Annotated in this window: 22 protein-coding genes; 10 read left to right on the forward strand and 12 right to left on the reverse strand. The window is 68.7% G+C overall.

Annotation, left to right across the window (positions count from 1 at the left end; genetic code table 11):
- Window positions 1-70: 70 nt before the first annotated feature.
- The 5 genes from nrdF to nrdH are packed head-to-tail and all read right to left on the reverse strand — an operon-like array spanning window position 71 to window position 4,696.
- Window positions 71-1,045 (reverse strand): class 1b ribonucleoside-diphosphate reductase subunit beta, encoded by a 975-nt coding sequence (gene nrdF, locus RWQ91_RS16150; protein ID WP_314508103.1) that lies wholly within the window; start codon window positions 1,043-1,045, stop codon window positions 71-73.
- Window positions 1,042-1,854: an NUMOD3 domain-containing DNA-binding protein gene (locus RWQ91_RS16155; RefSeq protein ID WP_314508104.1), complete on the reverse strand. Its 813-nt coding sequence runs from the start codon at window positions 1,852-1,854 to the stop codon at window positions 1,042-1,044. The genes nrdF and RWQ91_RS16155 overlap by 4 nt, the downstream gene beginning before the upstream one ends.
- 30 nt (window positions 1,855-1,884) lie before the next feature.
- Window positions 1,885-4,041 (reverse strand): class 1b ribonucleoside-diphosphate reductase subunit alpha, encoded by a 2,157-nt coding sequence (gene nrdE, locus RWQ91_RS16160; protein WP_314508105.1) that lies wholly within the window; start codon window positions 4,039-4,041, stop codon window positions 1,885-1,887.
- Window positions 4,023-4,457 (reverse strand): class Ib ribonucleoside-diphosphate reductase assembly flavoprotein NrdI, encoded by a 435-nt coding sequence (gene nrdI, locus RWQ91_RS16165; protein ID WP_314508106.1) that lies wholly within the window; start codon window positions 4,455-4,457, stop codon window positions 4,023-4,025. The genes nrdE and nrdI overlap by 19 nt, the downstream gene beginning before the upstream one ends.
- A 5-nt stretch (window positions 4,458-4,462) precedes the next feature.
- On the reverse strand, window positions 4,463-4,696 hold the full coding sequence (nrdH, locus tag RWQ91_RS16170; protein ID WP_091709149.1) for a glutaredoxin-like protein NrdH: 234 nt from the start codon (window positions 4,694-4,696) through the stop codon (window positions 4,463-4,465).
- A gap of 385 nt (window positions 4,697-5,081) precedes the next feature.
- On the opposite strand from nrdH, the gene RWQ91_RS16175 reads away from it, so the two are divergent.
- Both RWQ91_RS16175 and RWQ91_RS16180 read left to right on the forward strand, forming a co-directional pair.
- The gene (locus RWQ91_RS16175; protein ID WP_314508109.1) at window positions 5,082-6,287 is read left to right on the forward strand and encodes an MFS transporter; all 1,206 of its coding nucleotides are present in this window, start codon (window positions 5,082-5,084) and stop codon (window positions 6,285-6,287) included.
- Between the two features lie 55 nt (window positions 6,288-6,342).
- Window positions 6,343-7,227: an intradiol ring-cleavage dioxygenase gene (locus tag RWQ91_RS16180; RefSeq protein ID WP_314508110.1), complete on the forward strand. Its 885-nt coding sequence runs from the start codon at window positions 6,343-6,345 to the stop codon at window positions 7,225-7,227.
- A 22-nt stretch (window positions 7,228-7,249) separates the two neighbouring features.
- Here the strand turns inward: RWQ91_RS16180 and RWQ91_RS16185 are convergent, their stop codons facing one another.
- A complete protein-coding gene (locus RWQ91_RS16185; RefSeq protein ID WP_314508111.1) occupies window positions 7,250-7,654 on the reverse strand; it encodes a pilus assembly protein CpaE in 405 nt (134 codons plus the stop codon).
- Between the two features lie 55 nt (window positions 7,655-7,709).
- On the opposite strand from RWQ91_RS16185, the gene RWQ91_RS16190 reads away from it, so the two are divergent.
- A complete protein-coding gene (locus RWQ91_RS16190) occupies window positions 7,710-8,468 on the forward strand; it encodes an alpha/beta hydrolase (RefSeq protein WP_314508112.1) in 759 nt (252 codons plus the stop codon).
- An 18-nt stretch (window positions 8,469-8,486) separates the two neighbouring features.
- Here the strand turns inward: RWQ91_RS16190 and RWQ91_RS16195 are convergent, their stop codons facing one another.
- The gene (locus RWQ91_RS16195; protein WP_314508113.1) at window positions 8,487-9,485 is read right to left on the reverse strand and encodes a TIGR00341 family protein; all 999 of its coding nucleotides are present in this window, start codon (window positions 9,483-9,485) and stop codon (window positions 8,487-8,489) included.
- Between the two features lie 51 nt (window positions 9,486-9,536).
- On the opposite strand from RWQ91_RS16195, the gene RWQ91_RS16200 reads away from it, so the two are divergent.
- The gene (locus RWQ91_RS16200) at window positions 9,537-10,712 is read left to right on the forward strand and encodes an acyl-CoA dehydrogenase family protein (RefSeq protein WP_314508114.1); all 1,176 of its coding nucleotides are present in this window, start codon (window positions 9,537-9,539) and stop codon (window positions 10,710-10,712) included.
- A 118-nt stretch (window positions 10,713-10,830) separates the two neighbouring features.
- On the opposite strand, the gene RWQ91_RS16205 is transcribed toward RWQ91_RS16200, so the two are convergent.
- Window positions 10,831-11,703, reverse strand: a complete 873-nt coding sequence (locus RWQ91_RS16205) for a type IV toxin-antitoxin system AbiEi family antitoxin domain-containing protein (RefSeq protein ID WP_314508115.1) — start codon at window positions 11,701-11,703, stop codon at window positions 10,831-10,833.
- Between the two features lie 218 nt (window positions 11,704-11,921).
- Between RWQ91_RS16205 and RWQ91_RS16210 the strand changes: the two genes are divergently transcribed.
- From RWQ91_RS16210 to RWQ91_RS16225, 4 genes are all read left to right on the forward strand, one after another.
- The gene (locus RWQ91_RS16210; RefSeq protein WP_314508116.1) at window positions 11,922-13,193 is read left to right on the forward strand and encodes a DUF445 domain-containing protein; all 1,272 of its coding nucleotides are present in this window, start codon (window positions 11,922-11,924) and stop codon (window positions 13,191-13,193) included.
- 90 nt (window positions 13,194-13,283) lie between these two features.
- Window positions 13,284-13,628 (forward strand): gamma-glutamylcyclotransferase family protein, encoded by a 345-nt coding sequence (locus RWQ91_RS16215; protein WP_314508117.1) that lies wholly within the window; start codon window positions 13,284-13,286, stop codon window positions 13,626-13,628.
- A gap of 23 nt (window positions 13,629-13,651) precedes the next feature.
- Entirely contained in the window at window positions 13,652-14,539 is an 888-nt protein-coding gene (locus tag RWQ91_RS16220) for an arginase family protein (protein WP_314508118.1), read from the forward strand.
- On the forward strand, window positions 14,536-15,009 hold the full coding sequence (locus RWQ91_RS16225; RefSeq protein ID WP_314508119.1) for a histidine phosphatase family protein: 474 nt from the start codon (window positions 14,536-14,538) through the stop codon (window positions 15,007-15,009). Before RWQ91_RS16220 ends, RWQ91_RS16225 begins: the two co-directional genes overlap by 4 nt.
- A 44-nt stretch (window positions 15,010-15,053) precedes the next feature.
- Here the strand turns inward: RWQ91_RS16225 and hutI are convergent, their stop codons facing one another.
- The 3 genes from hutI to hutH are packed head-to-tail and all read right to left on the reverse strand — an operon-like array spanning window position 15,054 to window position 19,554.
- Window positions 15,054-16,352, reverse strand: a complete 1,299-nt coding sequence (hutI, locus tag RWQ91_RS16230; protein WP_314508120.1) for an imidazolonepropionase — start codon at window positions 16,350-16,352, stop codon at window positions 15,054-15,056.
- Window positions 16,349-18,007 (reverse strand): urocanate hydratase, encoded by a 1,659-nt coding sequence (gene hutU, locus RWQ91_RS16235; protein WP_314508121.1) that lies wholly within the window; start codon window positions 18,005-18,007, stop codon window positions 16,349-16,351. The genes hutI and hutU overlap by 4 nt, the downstream gene beginning before the upstream one ends.
- Window positions 18,004-19,554, reverse strand: coding sequence for a histidine ammonia-lyase (gene hutH, locus RWQ91_RS16240; protein ID WP_314508123.1), 1,551 nt, complete (start codon window positions 19,552-19,554; stop codon window positions 18,004-18,006). The genes hutU and hutH overlap by 4 nt, the downstream gene beginning before the upstream one ends.
- A 61-nt stretch (window positions 19,555-19,615) precedes the next feature.
- Here hutH and RWQ91_RS16245 point away from each other — a divergent pair, with 61 nt between their 5' ends.
- Entirely contained in the window at window positions 19,616-20,446 is an 831-nt protein-coding gene (locus RWQ91_RS16245; protein WP_314508125.1) for an IclR family transcriptional regulator, read from the forward strand.
- Here the strand turns inward: RWQ91_RS16245 and RWQ91_RS16250 are convergent.
- The gene (locus RWQ91_RS16250; protein ID WP_314508127.1) at window positions 20,433-21,452 is read right to left on the reverse strand and encodes a LacI family DNA-binding transcriptional regulator; all 1,020 of its coding nucleotides are present in this window, start codon (window positions 21,450-21,452) and stop codon (window positions 20,433-20,435) included. The genes RWQ91_RS16245 and RWQ91_RS16250 overlap by 14 nt on opposite strands.
- Window positions 21,453-21,658: 206 nt before the next feature.
- On the opposite strand from RWQ91_RS16250, the gene RWQ91_RS16255 reads away from it, so the two are divergent.
- On the forward strand, window positions 21,659-22,909 hold the full coding sequence (locus RWQ91_RS16255) for an extracellular solute-binding protein (protein ID WP_314508129.1): 1,251 nt from the start codon (window positions 21,659-21,661) through the stop codon (window positions 22,907-22,909).
- Window positions 22,910-23,032 lie beyond the last annotated feature (123 nt).

The following is a 23,032-nucleotide window of genomic DNA, read 5'->3' on the forward strand; positions in this document are numbered from 1 at the left end:
CGGATCCGCAGAATCCTGCGGGTCCGGGCCTCTCAGCTGCCCTTTTACGGGCCGGGCGTGATCCGGGACTCTAGAAGTCCCAGTCCTCGTCTTCGGTGGCCTCGGCCTTGCCGATGACGTAGGACGATCCGGATCCGCTGAAGAAGTCGTGGTTCTCGTCGGCGTTCGGCGAGAGCGCGGAGAGGATCGCGGGGTTCACGTTCGTCACCGACGCCGGGAACATGGCCTCGTAACCGAGGTTCATCAGCGCCTTGTTGGCGTTGTAATGCAAGAACTTCTTGACGTCTTCGGTCAGGCCGACGCCGTCATAGAGGTCCTGCGTGTATTGCACCTCGTTGTCGTAGAGCTCGTACAGCAGCGAGAACGTGTAGTCCTTGAGGTCGTCGCGCTCGGCCTGGCTGACCTTCTCGAGACCCTTCTGGAACTTGTAGCCGATGTAGTACCCGTGCACGGCCTCGTCCCGGATGATGAGGCGGATCAAATCGGCCGTGTTCGTGAGCTTCGCCCGCGACGACCAGTGCATCGGCAGGTAGAAGCCCGAGTAGAACAGGAAGCTCTCGAGGAGGGTGGAGGCCACCTTGCGCTTGAGCGGGTTGTCGCCGCGGTAGTAGTCCATGACGATCTGAGCCTTCTTCTGAAGGTTCGGATTCTCGACCGACCAGCGGAACGCCTCGTCGATCTCCTTCGTCGAGCACAGCGTCGAGAAGATCGAGGAGTAGCTCTTGGCGTGCACCGACTCCATGAACGCGATGTTCGTGTAGACGGACTCCTCGTGCGGAGTGATCGCGTCGGGAATGAGCGAGACGGCGCCAACCGTGCCCTGGATCGTGTCCAGGAGCGTCAGCCCCGTGAAGACCCGCATCGTCAGCAGCTGCTCGTCGGGCGTCAGCGTGTTCCACGACTGGATGTCGTTGGACAGCGGCACCTTCTCGGGCAGCCAGAAATTGTTCACGAGGCGGTTCCACACCTCGAGGTCCTTCTCGTCCTCGATGCGGTTCCAGTTGATCGCCTGGACGTGGTTCAGCAGCTGCAGTTTCTCTGTCATGACTTCTTCTCTCCTGATTCAGCAGACTGCTGATCATCGATGCAGTGACGGCACGTGTCTTTGAACACGCCCTTATTCGTGTGATGCCTCGTGTGAGCGTTTCGAATGCTTGACGGCATTGGCCTGCCCTTCGTTTTCGCGGACTTCTTCGCCCGCGTCTCCGCGCTTTCCGATTTGCCGAAGTTCGGGTTGTTCGCTCCACTGCGCATTTCAGACAGCCGCGCCTTGGATTCCGCCGACATTCGATGTCCGAACGACGGATGCTCAGCCCCGAACTTGCCGAAGTTAGGGTTTCCCGGCCCCGTGCCCTTCCCGCGACGCATCTCGGACCATCGTTGCCTCTGGTCATCGGTGTGGATGTGGCGGCCCCAATTCGGTGAGTCCGGCCCCTTGCGTGAAACTCCGGTGGGACGCCCTCGCGCTCTGTCCCCAGCCGCCTTTCGCTGCGCTTCGGTCCACACATAACCGTGATTGCCCAACCCGCCGTCGTTCAGATTCAGCAGGCGATGACCCTCGTGTCGCAGCTTCTCAATCCAACGCACTTCGGCGCTGCCCAGGTCATCCAAATCAGCACTCATGACGAGTTCCAGCGACGCGAAGTAGACCGTCTCGCGATCAGTGTTCTGCCGGAGCCAGTCTGCGAACGGTGTCTTCCGTCCTCCCGAAGCCGCCTTGAAGTGTTCCGACCTCCGACGGGAAATCGTGTGGGTGGTGAGGCCGACATATCGATACTCAGAGGAGCCCAACTGCCGAACACCGTAGATCACGCCGATGAACGGTGACCACGACGTTGAGGATGACTTTTCCATTCGTTCAGCTTCACTCGAATATGTTGTTAGTCACAACATGCACGAGACGCACTCAGACATGTCGGTTCCCTCGAGGGCCATCTGCCGCAGGCGGATGTAGTAGATCGTCTTGATGCCCTTGCGCCACGCGTAGATCTGCGCCTTGTTGATGTCGCGGGTCGAAGCCGTGTCCTTGAAGAACAGGGTCAGGGACAGGCCCTGGTCCACGTGCTGCGTTGCGGCGGCATACGTGTCGATGACCTTCTCGTAGCCGATCTCGTACGCGTCCTGGTAGTACTCCAGGTTGTCGTTGGTCATGAACGCCGCCGGGTAATAGACGCGGCCGAGCTTGCCTTCCTTGCGGATCTCGATCTTCGAGGCGATCGGGTGGATCGAGCTCGTCGAGTTGTTGATGTACGAGATCGAGCCCGTCGGCGGAACCGCCTGCAGATTCTGGTTGTAGATGCCGTGCTGCTGGATCGAAGCGCGCAGCTGCACCCAGTCGTCCTGCGTCGGGATGTGCTTGCCGACGAACAGCTCCTTGACCTTTTCGGTCTCGGGCGCCCACGCACGGTCGATGTACTTGTCGAAGAACGTGCCGCTCGCGTAGGTCGAGTCCTCGAACCCGTCGAACGCGCGGCCCTTCTCGATCGCGAGGTTGTTCGACGCGCGCAGCGCGTGGAACAGCACCGTGTAGAAGTAGATGTTCGTGAAGTCCAGGCCCTCTTCTGAGCCGTAGAAGACGTGCTCGCGAGCGAGGTAGCCGTGCAGATTCATCTGCCCCAGGCCGATCGCGTGCGAGCGGTCGTTGCCGTCCTCGATCGAGCGGACCGAGGCGATGTGGCTCTGCTCGCTGACGGCGCTGAGGGCGCGGATGGCGGTCTCGACCGTCTGACCCAGGTCATCGGCATCCATCGACAGCGCGATGTTCATCGAGCCGAGGTTGCACGAGATGTCCTTGCCGATCTCCTTGTACGAAAGGTCTTCGTTGTAGGTGGTGGGCGTGTTGACCTGCAGGATCTCGCTGCAGAGGTTGGACATGTTGATGCGGCCCTTGATCGGGTTCGCGCGATTGACCGTGTCCTCGAACATGATGTACGGGTAACCGGACTCGAACTGGATCTCGGCGAGCGTCTGGAAGAACTCGCGGGCGTTGATCTTGGTCTTCTTGATGCGGGCATCGTCGACCATCTCGCGGTACTTCTCGGTGACGGAGATGTCGCCGAACGGCACGCCGTAGACCTTCTCCACGTCGTACGGGGAGAAGAGGTACATGTCCTCGCCGTTCTTCGCGAGCTCGAACGTGATGTCCGGCACGACGACACCGAGCGAGAGCGTCTTGATGCGGATCTTCTCGTCGGCGTTCTCGCGCTTGGTGTCGAGGAACCGCATGATGTCGGGGTGATGCGCGTTGAGGTAGACCGCGCCGGCGCCCTGGCGCGCACCCAGCTGGTTCGCGTAGCTGAAGCTGTCTTCGAGCAGCTTCATGACGGGGATGATGCCCGAGGACTGGTTCTCGATCTGCTTGATCGGTGCACCCGACTCGCGGATGTTCGACAGGAGGAGGGCGACGCCGCCGCCGCGCTTGGACAGCTGCAGCGACGAGTTGATGCCGCGCGAGATCGACTCCATGTTGTCTTCGATGCGCAGCAGGAAGCACGAGACGAGTTCGCCGCGCTGTGCCTTGCCCGAGTTGAGGAACGTCGGGGTCGCCGGCTGGAAGCGGCCGGAGATGATCTCCTCGACGAGGTTGGTCGCGAGCTTCTGGTCGCCGTCGGCGAGGCCGAGGGCCGTCATGACGACGCGGTCCTCGAACCTCTCGAGGTAGCGCTTGCCGTCGAAGGTCTTGAGCGTGTAGCTCGTGTAGTACTTGAACGCGCCGAGGAAGGTCTCGAACCGGAACTTCTTCGAGTACGCGAGGTCGTTCAGCTCCTGGATGAACTCGAACGGGTACTTCTCCAGCACGGTCGGCTCGTAGTACTCCTTCTCGACCAGGTAGTCCAGGCGCTCCTTGAGGGAGTGGAAGAAGACGGTGTTCTGGTTGACGTGCTGAAGGAAGTATTCGCGGGCGGCGCGCTTGTCGGCGTCGAACTGGATCTTGCCGTTCTCGTCGTACAGGTTGAGCATCGCGTTGAGGGCGTGGTAGTCCATCCCCTCGAAGCGCACGTCCGCCTTGAAGTCCTTCTCGGTCACTGCAGCTTCCACCATCGTTCCAATCCTTCGCTCACGCGTTCCACGTCTTCGGGTGTGCCGAACAGTTCGAGCCGGTACAAGTGCGGCACGGAGCACTTGCGGCTGATGATCTCTCCGGCGATGCAGAAGTGCTCGCCGAAATTGGTGTTGCCCGCGGAGATGACGCCGCGGATGAGGCTGCGGTTTCGCTCGTCGTTGAGGAACCGGATCACCTGCCTCGGTACGGCGCCCTTCTCTTCGCCCCTGCCCTGACCGCCCCCGTATGTGGGGGTGACGAGCACGAACGGCTCATTCATGACGAGCGGCTCATCGCCGGGGCCGAGCGGGATCCTGCGGGCCGGCATCCCGAGTTTCTCGATGAAACGCGCCGTGTTGCCCGACACGCTCGAGAAGTACACCAGAAGCGGTGCACTCGTGGCCACCGCGCTCATGGTGGTCAGGCCAGGCGAGAGGCGAGTTCGTCGATCTTGTCGGGACGGAAGCCCGACCAGTGGTCCTCATCGGTGATGACGACCGGCGCCTGGAGGTAGCCCAGCGCCTTGACCTGCTCGAGGGCCGCGGGGTCCTGCGAGAGGTCCAGAACCTCGTACTCGATGCCCTTCGAATCAAGCGCGCGGTAGGTCGCCGTGCACTGAACGCAGGAGGGTTTGGTGTAGACGGTGATCGACATGTGTGATCCGTTCTCCCTCAAAATCTCGGTTTGTTCCGGTAGGCCCCCCACCGGGAGTCCAATACTACATATGGGTACCGACATTGGATAGCACCACAAGGGGTAGTAGTTACATCCGTGTAGTTTTGCACCGCTCTCCACAGATACAACACAGGTTGTCCACCGTTTCATCCACAGGATGCCGACCGATTGCGAACCTGGAAAAACCCTGAATCACGCCGGTTTCGCGATGCCCGGCCGCATCTGTCCACAGCCCCGAACGTACGCGCGCCCTCCGACATCGGATCGGCCTGTGGAATGCAGTCTTGGGCGTGTCGCGGCGTGTCGCCCGCGCTGCCCGGACGGCGGGCCGACCCCGCGCGCGAGCGGGCGCTAGCGTTGACGGGTGGCGGGCTACCGGGATCTTCTGCGCACGCCGGGAGTGGCGCGCATCATGGCGGCGCAGCTCACGGCGCGCTTCCCGAACGGCATGACGAGCCTGGCGATCCTGCTGCACATCCAGTACGTCACCGGCTCGTACGGGGCGGCGGGTCTGGTGCTCGGCGCGACCTCGGTGGGTCAGGCGATCGCCGGCCCGGTCACGAGCCGGTGGATGGGCGTGTGGGGCATGCGGCGCGTGCTGACCACGACGCTCGCGATCTGCGCGTGCGCGATCACCGCGATCGCGCTGTTCGAGACGGTCGTCCCGGTGTACATGGTGCTCGGACTGATCGCGGGACTCTCCACTCCCCCGGTGCAGTCGGCCGTCCGCACGATCTACCCGAAGATGGTCAACTCGCGCCAGCTCACACCGCTGTTCTCGTTCGACGCGTCGCTGCAGGAAGTCATCTGGATCGTCGCCCCCGTGGTGATCACCGTGGTGGCGACGCAGGTCGGCACAGTTCAGGCGCTGCTGCTGATCGTGGCGATCCTGATCAGCGGCGGCGCATGGTTCATCCTTTCTCCCGAGGTCGGGCGGGTGCGCATCCCCCGCAGTCGCCGCGGCCTCGGCAAGGTGCTGGCCAAACCGCAGGTGCTCCTGGCGACAGTGATCGGATTCCTGCTGATCGGCGCGTGCGCCGCGGTGGAGGCGGGCGTTGTGGCGACCTTCGATCACGGGGGCCTCGAAGCCGGGATCGTGCTCGCCATCTTCTCCGTCGGCAGCCTCGCCGGTGGCCTGTCGTTCGGCCACATCCCGATCGGGCAGTGGGCGATGGCGCGGCGCCTCGCGATCGTGGCCGTCGGCCTCACCCTCACGATGCTCTCGCTCAACATCTTCTGGATCGGCGGCACGCTGTTCCTCGCCGGCATCGGCATCGCCCCCGCCCTCGCCGTCCTGTTCGCCATGACCAGCGCGAGCGTGAAATTCAGCGAGACCGCCGAGGCCTACGGATGGATCGGCACCGGACAGCTGATCGGCGCGGCGTCGGGGTCGGCGATCGCCGGGTTCCTGATCGACGGCGTCGGCCCGCAGGGTGCGTACTGGGCTGCTGCTGCCTTCGCGGTCGTCGGCGCGGTCGTCGCCGTGGCGTGCGTGCGCTCGTTCCCCGATCTGCGTCACCGCGACCCCAGTCCGATCCCCGACACCGAGCCGGTCGGCACGATCACCTGAGCAAGGGATAGCCGCGTCATAGCAGGCGCATAGGCCACCGGGCTGCAATGGATCCATGACCGACGACACACGCTGGATCGACCAGAACGGCGACGTGATCGACGAGGACCACCGCGGCCTCGTCTACGACGTCCAGACCCTCATCAACCGGCGCCGCGCGCTCGGCATCTTCGGCGGCCTCACGCTGACCTCGCTGCTGGCGGCGTGCGGCGTAACGCCGACGGATGCCGACGCCTCGACCTCCGCGACGGCAACGGCGACCGCGACCCCGACACCCACCTCCTCGCCGAGCGCGACGGCGGCGGCATCCGAACCCCTCTCCGAGGTCCCGGACGAGACGGGCGGACCGTACCCGGGCGACGGCTCCAACGGGGTGAACGTGCTGGACGATTCCGGCATCGTCCGCAGCGACATCCGCACGAGCTTCGGGTCGTCCACGACCGTCGCCGCCGGCGTTCCGCTGACGATCGCGCTGACCGTGCGGGATGCCGCGACGGGTGCCGCCCTGGTGGGCAAGGGGGTCTACCTCTGGCACTGCGACCAGTCGGGGCGCTACTCGCTGTACTCGAACGGCGCCCAGAACGAGAACTACCTGCGCGGGGTTCAGCAGACCGATGCGAACGGCACCGTCTCCTTCACGTCGATCTACCCGGCCTGCTACTCAGGCCGATGGCCGCACATCCACTTCGAGGTCTACGACGACGTGGCGACCGCGGTCGCGTCCGGGCCCATCGTCAAGACGAGCCAGATCGCCCTGCCCGACGAGGCGAACGCCCAGGTCTACGCCACCAGCGGCTACGAGCAGAGTGTCCGCAACGCGTCGCAGATCTCGCTGCAGAGCGACAACGTGTTCGGCGACGACGGAGGCATCCATCAGATCGCCACCATGTCGGGATCAGTGACGGCCGGCTACACGGCGGCGCTGACGATCGGCGTGTGAGCCGCGGCTCGTGAGCGCCGGCTCAGGCGATGCGGCGCAGCAGCTCGAGCACGGCGAGCGCATACGCGTCGGCCGGCTCGGGGTGCTCGAACACGAAAGTCTCCTCGCCCACCACGATCTCGACCTGATGTGTATCGGCGAGCCGCCGCAGCGACCGGAAGGCTCCGCGCAGCAGCTCGCGCAGCTGGCTCTCGTGCGGCAGCCAGAGCGCGTCCTCCAGGGCCACGGAATCCAGCGCCCACTCGGTGGTGCCGTTGAAGGCGAGGATGCGGCCGGTCGGGTAGTCCCGGGGCTCGATCGTCATCTCGCTGACGGTGAAGACGTCGGCCTCGAACTCGGGTTCGTTCAGCTGGAAGCGGTCCCCGGACCGGGGATGCCACACCAAGCCCGCGTCCCGCAGGGCGATCGCTGATTCCGTCGAGATCATGCTCACCATCATGGCCCGGCGCGAAGGCCGCTCGGGCCGCTCGTAAGCTGGCTCCATGCCTGCACCCGTGACGCTGCCCCGCCTCTCCTGGGGCGATCCGGCCTCGGATCGCCGCGCCCTGCTCGTGCACGGGCTCGGCTCCAACGGCGCGCTGATGTGGCGCTTCGGCGTCGCACTGGCTGAGGCCGGCTGGCGCGCCGACGCCGTCGACCTCCGCGGGCACGGCACGGCTCCTCGCGCCCTGGAGTACTCGATCGAGGCGTATGCCGCAGACCTTGCCTCGACGCGGCCGCACGGCGACGGCGGGTGGGACCTCGTCGTGGCGCACTCGCTCGGCGGCGCCGCGGCGACCGTGGTCGCGGCATCCGACCCCGAATGGACCGAACGGCTCGTGCTGGTCGATCCCGCCATCCATCTCGCGCCCCGTGACCGCGAGATCGTGCGCACGAGCCAGGAGCGATCCTTCGCCGACCCGACGATCGACGCCGTGCGGGCTGAGCACCCGCACTGGCACCCGCACGACATCGAGCTGAAGGCCCTGTCGGCCCAGCAGGCGAGCCGTTGGGCCGTCGAGCAGACCAGCGTGCAGAACGCGGCGTGGGACGTGCGGGATGCCGCGTCCCTGCTGTCCGTGCCGACCCACGTGATCGGCTCCGACCCGAAGGTCTACTCGATCTTCACGGGCGATCTCGCCGCACAGGTGCTGACCAACCCGGCGGTCACGATGTCGGTCGTCACGGGAGCGGGGCACTCTCCGCACCGGGACAAGGCCGATGCCACCATCGCCCAGTTCTTGACGGCGATCGGCGGATAGGCCGCGCATCCAGTCGGTCTACTGCACCACGTACTCGACGCCCTGCCCCACGTCGATCACGACGCCGACGAAGCTCGGCACCGCGGTGGACAGGGAATGCTGCAGGTCGTCCAGGGGCGGCACCTGGCCGTCATCGGTCGTGATGTCGAGGGTCGCGTTCAGTCCGCTCCACTCGACCTCGTACACCCGGGCACCGCTCTCGTCCTGGAGCCAGTCCGCCGCCACGTCCTGGATCGTCAGACCCCACCGCGCGAGCGCGATCGTGACGACGGAATTCGCACCCAGCGGGATCGTCACGATGAGCGCGAGCACCGTGACGACGATGTAGGCCCGGCGCCGGTTGGCGACCTGCGAAGACGCGGGGTCGCGGGCGTAGCCGGCCATGGTGAACACGATGCTGCCGGCGATCACGAGCGCCACGACGTTCGAGAGGAAGAGGACGAAAGCTCCGAGGGCGTCGTTCCAGAGTCCCTGCCCGGCGGTGACGCCCACGACCCCGAGCGGCGGCACGAGCGAGATGGCGATGGCGACTCCGGGAAGGACCGCGCTGAGATCCTTGCGGCACATCGCGAAGCCGCCGGCGAAGCCTGTCGCGAGGGCGGCGATCAGGTCCATGAGGCTCGGTGACGTGCGACCGGTGACCTGCGAGTTGGCGGCGAGGCTCTCCGGGGTGGCCACGAACACCGTGAACAGCAGTCCGAGAACCACCACGATGACCACGCCGGAGAGCACCCACAGGATGGAGCGGATCACCAGGCTCAGATGCCCTGTCACGATGCCGAGGGCGATTCCGAGGATCGGCGTGCCGAGCGGGGCGATGATCATCGCCCCGATCACCGTCGCCGTCGAATCGGAGAGCACGCCGGCGATCGCGATCATCCCCGCCAGCGTCAGCATGATGAGAAAGCCCGTGCGCTTGCTGAGGGTGTCGCCATGACCGAGGTCCAGAGCGTCGTTGAGCGCGTCGACGGTCTGCCGCTGCGCCGGCGGGATGAGCGTCTGGGTCAGGCGGGACACGGCGACTCCTCACGTCTTGCGCTTATCGTGGCACGGCGAAGGGAGAATGGCATGGTGAGCGACTTCGATCCGACCGGCATCCTTCCCGACGATCTGATCGGCCGGATCCGCGACCGCGCCGCCGTCCACGATCGCGAGAACACCTTTCCCGAGCAGGACCTGGCCGACCTGACCGCCGCCGGCTACCTGCCGATCCTCGTTCCGCGCGAGCTCGGCGGTGGCGGGCTCTCCCTCGCCGACGCCGCCGTCCTGCAGCAGCGCCTCGCCGGCGCAGCCCCCGCCACGGCTCTCGCGATCAACATGCACCTCGTGTGGACCGGCGTGGCGAAGGTGCTGTCCGATCGCGGCATCGACGACCTGCGCTTCGTGCAGGAGGGGGCCGTCGCAGGAGAGGTGTTCGCCTTCGGCATCAGCGAGGCCGGCAACGATCTGGTGCTCTTCGGCAGCGACACGGATGCCGCTCCCGGCGCGGACGGCTCGTACGCGTTCACGGGCACGAAGATCTTCACGACGCTCTCCCCGGTGTGGACGCAGCTGGGGCTGCACGGCCTGGACACCGCATCGGCTGACGGTCCGAGGATGGTCTACGCGTTCGTGCCGCGATCGGAGGAGGCGCAGGGCCGCATCGCCGTGAAGGACGACTGGGACACGCTGGGCATGCGCGGCACGCAGTCGCGCACCACGAACCTGCGCGGTGCGATCGCGCCGGCCGCTCGGGTGGTCCGCCGCATCCCGCCGGGACCGAACCCCGATCCGATCGTGTTCGGCATCTTCAGCGTCTTCGAGATCCTGCTCGCGTCGGTCTACACCGGCATCGCTCGCCGGGCTCTGGAGCTCGCGGTGCAGACCGCCGGCACGCGGCGGTCGAAGAAGACCGGGCTCGCCTACAGCCAGGACCCCGACATCCGCTGGCGCATCGCCGAGATGGCGCTCGCGTACGACGCGCTGCCGGCCGAGATCGCCGCGCTGAGCCGCGACGTCGACGCCGGCGCCGACCACGGGGCCCGGTGGTTCTCGCTGCTCTCGGGCGTCAAGCACCGCGCGGTCACCATGGCCAAGCGCGTGGTGGATGAGGCGATCCTCGTGTCCGGGGGATCGTCGTACTTCTCCTCGAGCGAGCTGAGCCGCCTGTACCGCGACGTGCTGGCGGGGATGTTCCATCCTTCGGACCCGGAATCGGCGCACGCGACCGTCGCGAGCGCGTGGCTGGGGCCGATCGAGTCTTGAGTCGGCCGGGTTCGGCGCGGCGCTCTCAGGATCATCTGTCGTGTCGGGGCCGTCTGCCGGTGCCGGGGCGCATTCTTCCTGAGAGCGCTGCGCCTACCGCTGCCTCATCGGCGGAGCGCTACGTGCGCCGCCGCATCGGCAGGGCGAGGAGGCCCTTGAGTGCGGCGACCACGACATCGGGGTGGTACAGGATGTCCTCAGCGATGGGCCGGTAGACGGCATAGCCGAGAGCGGCGAGGGCCTGGTCGCGGCGCCGATCCTCGCGTTGCTGATCCCAGCTGCTGTGGAATGCCTTGCTGTCGCACTCGATGACCAGCCAGCCATCGACGACCAGGTCCACGCGCCCGACTCCGCGGATCACGACCTGCAGGTCGGGCCGGCGGCCCAGTGCGCGCAGCATGAGCCTCACGAGGGTTTCCGAACCCGACTCTGCGCGACCATCCACGAGGCCGCGCAGCCTCCGGAATCGGCGGGGCAGCGCCGCGAACAGGGCATCGACATCGTCGGGGTTCAGCAGGCCCAGATGCAGCGCGGAGTCGACGGAGGCGATGAAGGCGCGCGGCGACTGGCATGCCGCGCTCTGCACCAACGCGTCGAAGAGGTCGACGGATGCCGCCCGTGGGTGCACCTGGCGCCGAAGCGCCACCCAGTGCAGCCGCAACCCGCGTTTGTCCGGTCGCAGGCCCAGCCTGCTCGCGTTCAGCTCCACCTGCACATGCACACCCGCCCGCTCCCCCGCCAACTCGCCCGCACCGCCGTGCACGAACACGCCCCGGCGCAGGAGCTCGGACACGCACGCAAGACGTCCTCCCACGCCAAGCGCCTGGAGAGCGAGCGGATGGCTGTCCGCCCGCATGTACGTCCCGACTCGTGCCCGCACGAGCAGACCATCCCGGACGAGCCGCGCGATGCCTCGCTCCGAAATCCCGAGCGCCCGCAGATCGGCGGTCGACAGGCGCGTGTCTGCGGGGGGCAAGGGGATCTCGAACATGCAGGCGATGTTCGCCGGGAGGCAGTGTTTTCTGGCCGATCCGCCAGGATCTGGGGACACGTTCGCTCGCGCGCGGGGTGGGGAGAAGTGGTGAGGCGCGGATCGCGTGGCGGACTCAGGAGAAATCACGCGACAGATCGCCCAGAGGCGCCGGCGCGGTGGGTTCTTCCTGAGAGCGCGGCGAGCACGCTCGATGAACGGCATGCGATGCTGTCGTGATGACCCGCACCCCCACGGCGCTGCTGAGCCCCGCCGACCAGGAGCGACGTCGAGGCCTCCGGGTCATGAAGGGCGTCGCGCTCGGCGCCCTGATCTTCATGGCGCTGCTGTTCGTGATCGCCTTCGCCTTCCAGGAGCAGTACCCGCCTCTCGCCTACGTCCGCGCCTTCGCGGAGGGCGGGATGGTCGGTGCGCTGGCCGACTGGTTCGCCGTGACGGCGCTGTTCCGGCATCCGCTCGGCATCCCGATCCCGCACACGGCGATCATCCCGAACCGGAAGGACGAGATCGGCCAGAACCTCGGCGAATTCGTCGAGACCGAGTTCCTGCGCAGCGACGTCGTGCGCACGAAGCTCGAGGAGACCGCGATCGCCGTGCGTCTGGGCGAGTGGCTGAGCGTTCCCGAGCACGCCGAGCGCGTCGGCGCGGAAGGCTCCCTCATGGCCGCCGGAATCCTCCGCGCCCTGAGCGATGACGACGTGAACGATGTCATCGAAGACCTCGCCCGCAAGCATCTGATCTCGCCGGAATGGGGTCCGCCGCTCGGCGGCTGGCTCGGCCGCATCGTCGAATCCGGCGCCCACCACGGCGCGGTGGACCTTGCGGTGGACAGCATCGGCGCGTGGCTCGAAGCGAACCGCGCGTCGTTCTCGGGACTCGTCTCCCGGCGGCTCCCGGCCTGGGTGCCCTCCGTCGCCTCACGGCTGGTGGATGACACGGTCTACAACGAGGCCGTGAAGTTCGTCGCCGCCATGCACAACGACCCGCGGCATCCGGCCCGCATCGCGATCGACGGCTACCTGAACCGACTCTCGGAGAACCTGCAGCACGACCCGGCGACGATGGCCCGCCTCGAAGAGGCGAAGGCCACCCTGTTCGACAGCCCTCGTGTGCGCGAGCTGGCCGCCGAAGCCTGGAACACCGCCAAGGCCGGCCTTCTGGACTCGCTCGCCGACCCCGAGAGCGGCCTTCGCCGCCGCGCCGCGCAGGCCCTGCGCGAAGTCGGCGTCCGGTTGACGACGGATACCGTCCTGCAGGCGCGGGTCGACGGCTGGATCACCGATGCCGCCGTGTTCCTCGTCGGCCGCTATCGCCACGACATCGCCTCGATCATCACCGACACCGTCGAGCGGTGGGATGCCGCCGAGACCACCGAGAAGATCGAGCTGATGGTCGGCCGCGACCTGCAGTACATCCGCCTGAACGGCACCGTGGTGGGCGCGCTCGCGGGCCTTGCGATCTTCACGATCGCCCACGCGCTGCTCGGCTGAGCGGGCACCTGCGTTTCCCGGGGGTGAACACTGCGTCACCGTACGTCACACGCCCTCGGCGGGCCCGATCGCGCGGAGTAGCCTGAGCGCGTGGCCGACCCCGATCAGCTCCTCTTCAGCTACGGCACCCTGCAGGATCCCGCCGTGCAGCTCGACACGTTCGGGCGTCTCCTGCGCGTGGAGGACGACGCGCTGCCGGGCTACACCGTGGACTACGCCGAGATCGAGGATCCGCGCGTCGTCGACCTCTCGGGCCTGTCGGTGCACCCCATCGTGCGGCCCACCGGCAGCGCGCTGGACAAGGTCACCGGCAAGGTGCTCTGGGTGACCCAGGACGAATTGGACGCGGCGGACGAGTACGAGGTCGAACTGTATCGCCGCATCGAGGTGCACCTGCAGAGCGGGCGCGCCGGGTGGGTCTACGTCGCAGTCTGATCCGGCCGGAGTAGCGTCGGAACGTGGCCCTCTCGCATGACGCTCTTTGGCCCCGCGCCGGGGACTGGCCGGCCCTCGACGCTTTCGCCGGCGACGTCGACCTCGCGCTGATCGGCGTGCCCGCGTGGCGCACGTCGCTCTCGCCCACCGGCGCGCACGCGACTCCGGCGGCGGTGCGCGAGGCGCTGCGCCGCTACAGCCCGGCGCTCATGAACGGTCCGGTCGATCTGGGCGCGCTGCGAATCGCGGATGCCGGCGATGTCGCCGAACCGGATGGGCCGGACGGCGAGGCGGCGGTGCGCGTTCTCGCCGGTGCCGCGGCGGCGCGGGCGCGGCTGGTGGTCGCCCTCGGCGGCGACAACAGCGCGACGTACGGGGTAGCTCAGGGCGTCGGCGCACGGGGCCTCATCACGCTCGACGCGCACTTCGACCTGCGCGACGGCACCTCCAACGGGTCTCCGGTGCGGCGACTCATTGAGGACGGCCTCGACCCCCGGCGCATCGTGCAGGTCGGCATCGCCGACTTCGCGAATTCCGCTGACTACGCCCGCCGCGCCTCCGACTACGGCATCACCGTCATCGGGTTGGACGAGGTGCGCGCTCGCGGCGTCGCCGAGGTGATGGCGCAGGCGCTCGAGGTTGCGGGCGCGGGAGGCGGCGGCATCCATCTCGACACCGATGTGGACGTGTGCGATCGCTCCGTCGCCCCCGGATGCCCGGCGAGCGTGCCGGGAGGTCTCGCGGCCTCGGAGCTGCGCGCCCTCGTGCGCGCGGCCGCGCACGACGGGCGGCTTGCTTCGGCCGATATCGTCGAGGTCGATGCGACGGCCGATGCCGCCGATCAGCGCACCGTGCGGCTCGCCGCGCTGTGCGTGCTCGAACTGCTCGCAGGATTGGGGACGCGCACATGATCCGACTCGTTCTGGTGCGACACGCCAAATCTGACTGGGGCGACCCGGCGTTGCCCGATCACGACCGTCCGCTCAATGATCGCGGCCTGCGCGATGCGCCGCGGATGGCCCGAGCGCTGGCGGAAACGGGATTCCGCCCGGAGGTGATCCTTTCGAGCACGGCGCTGCGCGCGCGCACGACGGCCGAGGCCTTCGGCGCGGAGTCGGACGTTGCGGTGAGCCTCGAGCCCGACCTGTACGGCGCGCCCGCACGCACGCTGCTGGCCGCAGCGGCGGCGAGCGGAGCGATGAAGGTGATGGTGGTCGCGCACGATCCCGGCATGACCGACCTGGCCGAGCAGCTGTCCGGAGGGGGGATCGCGCACATGCCGACGTGCGCCGTCGCCACCTTCACGTGGGACGAGGATGACTGGCAGGTCGTCAACGCGGTCGACCCGGTGGACTGGACCTTCGACTCGCCCTCCCGCTGAGCTGCGGTCTGCAGAGCTCCACGGATCCGGGTGGCCATGACGTGTCAGGCGTGCGCGCCGTCTTTCCAGACCGTGCGGACCAGCGGCACGCCGGGTCGGTAGGCCAGATGGGTGCGTGACGTCGCGTCCAGCAGTACCAGGTCGGCCCGAAGGCCCGGCGCGATCGCGCCGATGTCGTCACGACGCAGGGCCCGCGCACCCCCGGCGGTCGCGGCCCAGACGGCCTCGGCGGTGGTCATGCCCATCTCGCGGACGGCGAGCGCGATCATGAGCGGCATCGAGCTCGTGAAGCTGGATCCGGGATTGCAGTCGCTCGCGAGCGCCACCGTCACCCCGGCGTCGATGAGCCGGCGCGCGTCGGGATACGGCTGGCGGGTGGAGAACTCGACGCCCGGGAGCAGCGTCGCCACGGTGCCGCTGCCCGCGAGCGCGGCGACGTCCGCGTCGTCGAGATAGGTGCAGTGGTCGACGGATGCCGCGCCCAGCGCGACCGCGATCTGCACGCCGTCGCCGAGGCCGAGCTGGTTGCCGTGCACCCGGGGCAGAAGTCCGCGCAGGACGCCCGCCGCGAGGATCCGCCGGCTCTCCTCGGGCGTGAACGCCCCGCGCTCGCAGAAGACGTCGATCCAGCGGCTGTGCACGGCGCACTGCTGCAGCATGTCGCCGCAGACCAGCTCGACGTAGTCTTCGCGGCTGTCGGCGTACTCGGGCGGCACGACGTGGGCGCCCAGGAAGGTGACTTCGGGCGTGACCTCGGCGGCGAGCCGCGCGAGCCGCGCTTCGTCGTGGACCGTGAGGCCGTATCCGGTCTTCACCTCGAAGGTCGTGGTGCCCTGCGCGGTCAGTTCGGCGACGAACCCCGCCAGCCGGCGGCGCAGCTCGTCGTCGGTCGCCGCACGCGTCGCGGCGACGGTGCGACGTATGCCACCGGCGGCATAGGGCATCCCTGCCATGCGCGCCTCGAACTCGTCGGCGCGGTCGCCTCCGAAGACGAGGTGGGTGTGCGAATCGACGAACCCGGGGATGACAGCGCGGCCCCCGGCATCCACCACCGCCGTCGCGGACGGTGAGACGACATCTGCACGTCCAGACTGTGGGTATTGCCCACCGTCTCGACGTGCAGATGTCGTCTCACGGTCGCCCGTCGTCTCACGGTCGCCTGTCGTCTCACGGTCGACCGTCGTCGCTCGGTCGACCGCAGGGGCATCGGCGGCCGATCCGACCCAGGCGATGCGGCTGCCCTCGATCAGCACGGCGGCGTCGCGCAGCGTGCCGCACGGATCACCGGCCGCAGCGACGTTGGTCGTCAGCTCGCCGATATTGGTGATGAGCGTCGCGCTCACAGCATCGGCACCTTCAGGCCGCGCTCGCGCGCGACATCCTTCGCGCGGTCGTAGCCGGCGTCGACGTGCCGCATGACCCCTGTGCCCGGATCGTTCGTGAGCACGCGCGCGAGCTTCTCCGCGGCCAGCGGCGTGCCGTCGGCGACGGTCACCTGCCCGGCGTGGATGCTGCGTCCGATGCCCACGCCGCCGCCATGGTGGATCGACACCCAGGACGCGCCCGACGCGGTGTTCAGCAGCGCATTGAGGAGGGGCCAGTCCGCGATCGCATCCGAGCCGTCGGCCATCGCCTCGGTCTCGCGATACGGCGAGGCGACCGATCCGGCATCGAGGTGATCACGGCCGATGACGATCGGCCCCGCCAGTTCACCGGAGGCGACCATCTCGTTGAACTTCAGCCCCGCGAGGTGCCGCTCCTGGTAGCCGAGCCAGCAGATCCGCGCCGGAAGGCCCTCGAAGTGCACGGTGGACCCTGCCTTGTCCAGCCAGCGGACCAGCGGGGCGTTGTCGGGGAAGAGCGCCTTCACGGCCTCATCGGTCTTGCGGATGTCTTCGGGGTCGCCGGAGAGCGCCACCCAGCGGAAGGGGCCGCGGCCCTCGGCGAACTGCGGTCGGATGTAGGCCGGGACGAATCCCGGGAACTCGAACGCCCGGTCGAAGCCGCCCAGCTTCGCCTCCGCCCGGATCGAGTTGCCGTAGTCGAAGACCTCGGCGCCGGCATCCTGGAATCCCACCATGGCGGCGACCTGCTTGGCCATGCTCCCCCGCGACCGGAGGGTGAAGCCCTCGGGGTCGCGCTCGGCCTCCGCGCGCCAGTCCTCGAGGTCCACCCCGACCGGCAGGTACGCGAGCGGGTCGTGCGCGCTCGTCTGGTCGGTGACGATGTCGATCGGGGTGCCGCGCAGCAGCAGCTCCGGGAAGACGAGCGCCGCATTGCCGACGACGCCGACCGACAGGGCCGCGCCCGCTTCGCGCGCCGCGACGACCCGGGCGACGGCCTCATCCAGGTCGGTCGTGTACTCGTCCAGATACCCGTGCTCCACGCGCCGCGCGAGGCGCGATTCGTCCACGTCGACGATCAGCACCGCTCCGCCGTTCAGGGTCACGGCCAGGGGCTGCGCGCCGCCCATTCCGCCGCATCCTCCCGTCAGGGTCAACGTCCCGGCCAGCGAATCCCGGCCGAGCGACCGCGCCACGGCGGCGAAGGTCTCGTACGTCCCCTGCAGGATGCCCTGGGTGCCGATGTAGATCCACGACCCGGCAGTCATCTGCCCGTACATCGTGAGGCCGAGCTGCTCGAGCCGCCGGAACTCCGGCCACGTCGCCCAGTCGCCCACGAGGTTGGAGTTGGCGATCAGCACACGCGGCGCCCACTCGTGCGTGCGGAAGACGCCGACCGGCTTCCCGGACTGCACGAGCAGGGTCTCGTCGGGCTCGAGCTCGTCGAGGGTGCGGACGATCGCGTCGTACGCCTCCCAGCTGCGCGCGGCCTTGCCGGTGCCGCCGTACACCACGAGGTCTTCGGGGTGCTCGGCGACCTCCGGATCGAGGTTGTTCATGAGCATGCGCTTGGCTGCTTCGGCGCCCCAGCTCTTGGCGGTGCGGACGTTTCCGCGCGCAGCGCGCACGACTCGGGCGTCGGTGGTCTGGCTCATGAGAGTGCTCCTTCGGCGGCAGCGGCGACCCGGCCGGAGATCACCAGCTCGGTCACCGCCTCGATGTCGGGTGAGAGGAAGTGGTCGTGTCCCGGTCCTCGCGCGACGGTTCGGACGAGGTCGCGGACGGCACCGGTCGCCGCCCCGGGCTCCAGCGGCGCCCGCAGGTCGATCGCCCGCGCACCGGTGAGCACCTCGATCGCGAGCACACGGGCGAGCCCGTCAATGCCGCGGCGCAGCTTGCGCGCGGCCGCCCATCCCATCGAGACGTGGTCCTCCTGCATCGCGGAGGACGGGATCGAGTCGACGGATGCCGGCACAGCGAGTCTCTTGAGCTCGGAGACGATCCCCGCCGCGGCGTACTGCGCGATCATGAGGCCGGAGTCCACGCCGACCTCGTGCGCGAGGAAGGGCGGCAGGCCGTGGCTGCGGGTCTGATCGAGTGCCCGGTCGGTGCGGCGCTCGGAGATCGAGGCGACGTCGGCGACCGCGATCGCCAGGAAGTCCAGCACGTAGGCGATCGGCGCACCGTGGAAGTTGCCGTTGGATTCGACCCGGCCGTCGTCGGTGATCACGGGGTTGTCGACCGCGGATGACAGCTCACGGGACGCGATCGTGCGGGCGTACTCCACCGTGTCGCGCGCCGCGCCGTGCACCTGCGGCGCGCAGCGCAGCGAATAGGCGTCCTGAACGCGCGTGCACACGGCCGGGTCGCGGTGCGAGGCCACGATCGGCGACCCCGCGAGCAGAGCCCGCAGGTTCGCCGCAGATGCCGCCTGCCCCACCTGAGGACGAAGCGCCATGAGGTCGGCGGCGAAGACCGCGTCGGTGCCCAGCTGGCTCTCGATCGACATGGCCGCTGCGATGTCGGCCGTCTCCAGCAGCACCGACAGGTCGTGCACCGCCAGCAGCAGCATCCCCAGCATGCCGTCGGTGCCGTTGATGAGCGCCAGGCCCTCCTTCTCGCGCAGAAGCAGCGGCGCGATCCCGGCCGCCGCGAGGGCATCGGCGGCGGGCACCCGATCGCCTCCGGCGTCGCGCACGTCGCCCTCCCCCATCGCGGCGAGCGCCACGTGCGAGAGCGGAGCGAGGTCACCCGAGCAGCCGAGCGAACCGTACTCGCGCACGATCGGCGTGATTCCGGCATTCAGCATCGCGGCGTAGGTCTGCACGACGATCGGGCGCACCCCGGTGTGCCCGGTCGCGAGCGTCTGGAGGCGCAGCAGCTGCAGCGCGCGGACGACCTCCCGCTCGACCTCTGCGCCGGTGCCCGCCGCGTGCGAGCGGATCAGGCTCGCCTGCAGCTGCGCACGGCGTTCGGTGGCGATGAACGTCGTGGCCAGCGCCCCGAATCCCGTCGAGATGCCGTAGTGCGGCTCGGGATCGTCCGCGAGGCCGTCGACGAGCGTGCGGGATGCCGCCACCCGCGTGAGCGCGGTGGCATCCAGCTGCACGCGCGCAGAGTGGCGGGCGACGGCGACGACGTCTTCGGCGGAAAGGGGTGCGGCGCCGACGGTGACGGTGAGGGAGTCCGTGACGGTGGTCATGGACCGATTCCACACCCGGAAGGTCGCGCGAAACAGAGGTCCGTGGCATCCTGTGTCTGTCATGCCAGACAATTCAGCGCCGCCGAACGCGGCTCCGCTCCACACCCCCGACTCGCCGAGGCGCGCCCCGCAGGTCCCCGCCGCAGACCAGACGCTGCGCATCCTGTCGCTCCTCGCCAGGCAGCGAGGCCCTCTCGCGGCCAGCACGATCGCCGCCCAGCTGTCGGTCCCACGATCGAGCGTCTATCACCTGCTCGCGACGCTCGCAGAGCACGGCTTCGTCGTGCACCTGTCTGCGGAGCGGCGGTGGGGACTCGGCACGGCGGCGTTCGAGCTCGCCGGCGGCTACGCGCGTCAGCAGCCGCTCGCACGCCTCGGGCGTCCCCTCATCGCCGCCCTCGCCGATCGCGCCGGCGAGAGTGCGCATCTGGCGGTCATGACCGGGCGCGACGTGCTCTACATCGTCGAGGAGCGGGCCCCGCGTCGCCCGACCCTCGTGACCGACGTCGGAGTGCGCCTCCCCGCTCACCTCACGGCCACGGGCCGCGCGATGCTGGCCGCCCTGCCCCGCGAGCAGGTGCGCGCGCTGTACCCGGATGCGGCCTCCTTCGCCGACCGCACCGGGCGCGGCCCCGCCCGCCCGGGCGAACTGCGGGAGCTGCTGCGCAGCGTGCGCGGCGACGGCTACGCCACCGAGGATGGCGAGATCACGCTCGGGCTGCGCTCGGTCGGCGTGCCCGTCGTCGATCACACCGGCTGGCCGATCGCCGCGATCGCCCTCACCTATCCGGAGGACACGCGCAACGATCCCGCCGCACTGGCTGCGCTGATCGGGCCGGCGGCGGCCGAGCTCACGCGCCGCATCGGCGGCGCCGGCGTCAGCGGACGATGAGGCGCGGTTCCACCAGCACGTGCTCCGGTGCGGACGCCCGCTCGCGCAGGGTGACGGCCTGCCCCGTCGTGCCCATCAGCAGATCGAGCACGGCTGCGGCCACGAGCTCGGGCGACTGCTCGATGCTCGAGATGCCGAGGGCCTCGGCCACCGGCGTGTTGTCGAAGCCGATCACCGGCAGGCTCCGCCGCCCGGCGTCGGCAGCGGCGAGGTGTGCGCCGACAGCGTGGGCGTCGCTGACGCACACCAGCGCGTCGAGGCCGGCGAGCATCGCCGGGTCGGCGAACGCGGCCGACATGACCTCCCGCGCGACAGCGAGCCCGTCGACCGACTCGAACCGGGGACCGGTCGCCTCGGCATCCGCCATCGCCTCTCGCCAGCCGCGCTCGCGGTCATCGCCGGTTCCACTGCCCGCGGGCCACCCGAAGAACCCGACGCGCGGTCCGGCTGTGCTCATCGCATGCTGCGTGGCCGCGCGGGTGCCGGCGGCGCCGTCGACGTCGACCCAGGTGTGCCGGGAACGGTAGACGTCCTCCCCTCCCCAGGGACGGCCGAACGACACGAACGGCACCTCCCGCTCGAGGAGCCACCCCGTCCGAGGGTCGCCGAAGAATGTGCCGGTCACCACGACCGCGTCGACCTCGGCGCCGTCGATCAGGTCCGCCAGACGCTCGATCTCCTCCTCGGCGGTGCGGGCGCTGTAGATGAGCACGCGCATGCCGCGCGCGCTCGCGCGCTCGGTCAGGGCGTGCACGAACCTGTCGAGGATCACGCCCGAGATGCCCCCGAGGTAGGGATCGAGATGGATGCCGATCGTCGAGCTGCGGCGCGTGCGCAGGCGCCGGGCGGCCGCGTGGGGCCGGTACGCGAGATCGGCGATCGCGCGCTGGACCCTCTCGCGGGTCTCCTCCCGCACGATCGCGGGGGAATTCAGAACGTTCGATACGGTCTGCCGCGAGACGCCCGCCACGCGGGCGACGTCCTCCACGGTCGGTGGCTTGCTCATCGGCATCCCCTCGTGGAATCAGGCATCGGAACGTTCAAATCGTTATCGACACAGTACCGCGCAAGGGGTTGACATCCCCGCGCGACGAATCGTAGCTTGCCTGTAGCGACCGGATTTGATCGTTCAAAGGATGAACGTATCCCAGACGGTTCCGTGGCCCTCGACCCCCCGGAGGCCGCGCCCGGTGTTTATCGAAGGAGACAGACATGACAAGGAAGACTCGTGCGATCGGGGGTGCCGGCGCACTTGCGATCGCGGGCACATTGCTGCTGAGCGGATGCGGTGGCTCCGGCTTCGACGATTCGGGCAGCGCGGGCGGCGACGGTGAGCTCACGTCCTCCGACGACGCCCTGAACATCCTGATCGGCTCGAGCGGCGAGGCCGAGACCAAGGCCGTGGAGGAGGCCGTCGCGGCGTGGTCGGACGAGTCCGGCGTCGAGGCGAAGGTCTCAGTCGCCAACGACCTGAATCAGCAGCTGTCGCAGGGCTTCGCCGCCGGCACGCCGGCCGACCTGTTCTACCTGTCGCCCGACGTCATCGCCGGATACGCCGGCAACGGCTCGCTCATGGCTTACGGCGACCAGCTCGAGAACAAGGACGACTTCTACCCCTCGCTCGTGGAGAACTTCACCGTCGACGGCGACTTCTACTGCGCGCCGAAGGACTTCTCGACGCTGGGCCTGATCATCAACACCGATTTGTGGACGGCTGCCGGCCTGACTGAGGCCGATGTCCCGACTACGTGGGACGAACTGGCCGCCGTCGCGAAGACCCTGACGACCGACGGTCGTGTGGGACTCGCGTTCGGTGCCGAGTACCAGCGCGTCGGAACCTTCATGGCCCAGGCCGGCGGCGCGATGGTCGAAGACGGCCAGGCCGTGGCGAACAGCCCCGAGAACCTCGAGGCTCTCGATTACGTTCAGACGCACCTCCAGGACGGCACATTCGCCTACGCCGCGGATGTGGGAGCCGGGTGGGGCGGCGAGGCCTTCGGCAAGCAGCTGGCGGCCATGGTGATCGAAGGCAACTGGATCGGCGGGGCGCTCAGCAATGACTTCCCGGACGTGAACTACCTGGTGGCGGAGCTGCCGGAAGGACCCGGCGGCAAGGGGACCCTGCAGTTCACCAACTGCTGGGGCATGGCCGCAGACAGCCCCAACCAGCAGGCGGCGCTCGACCTGGTCGAATACCTCACCTCGACCGACCAGCAGCTGGCCTTCTCGGAGGCGTTCGGCCCGATGCCGTCGATCTCCTCCGCGGCGGATGCCTGGACGGAGGCCAACCCCGACCTGACGGCCTTCCTGGCCGGTGCCGACTACGCCCAGTTCCCGCCCAACCAGGAGGGAGCCAACGACGTGATCTCCGACTTCAACGCGCAGCTGGAGACGCTCAAGGACGGGGACCCGCAGCAGATCCTCGACTCGGTCCAGGCGAACCTCGAGGCCGTGGTCGGCTGACCATGACCACCCAGGTCAGCAAGGCCCCTCGTCGTGGCGGGGCCGCCGCGCGCCGGGGCCGCGCGGGCGGCGCCCGCTGGCGGTGAGGGGGGCGGGTGGGCACAATCCCCGGCCAGTTGCTGG

This window comes from uncultured Microbacterium sp., assembly GCF_963524805.1.
Lineage (GTDB): Bacteria > Actinomycetota > Actinomycetes > Actinomycetales > Microbacteriaceae > Microbacterium.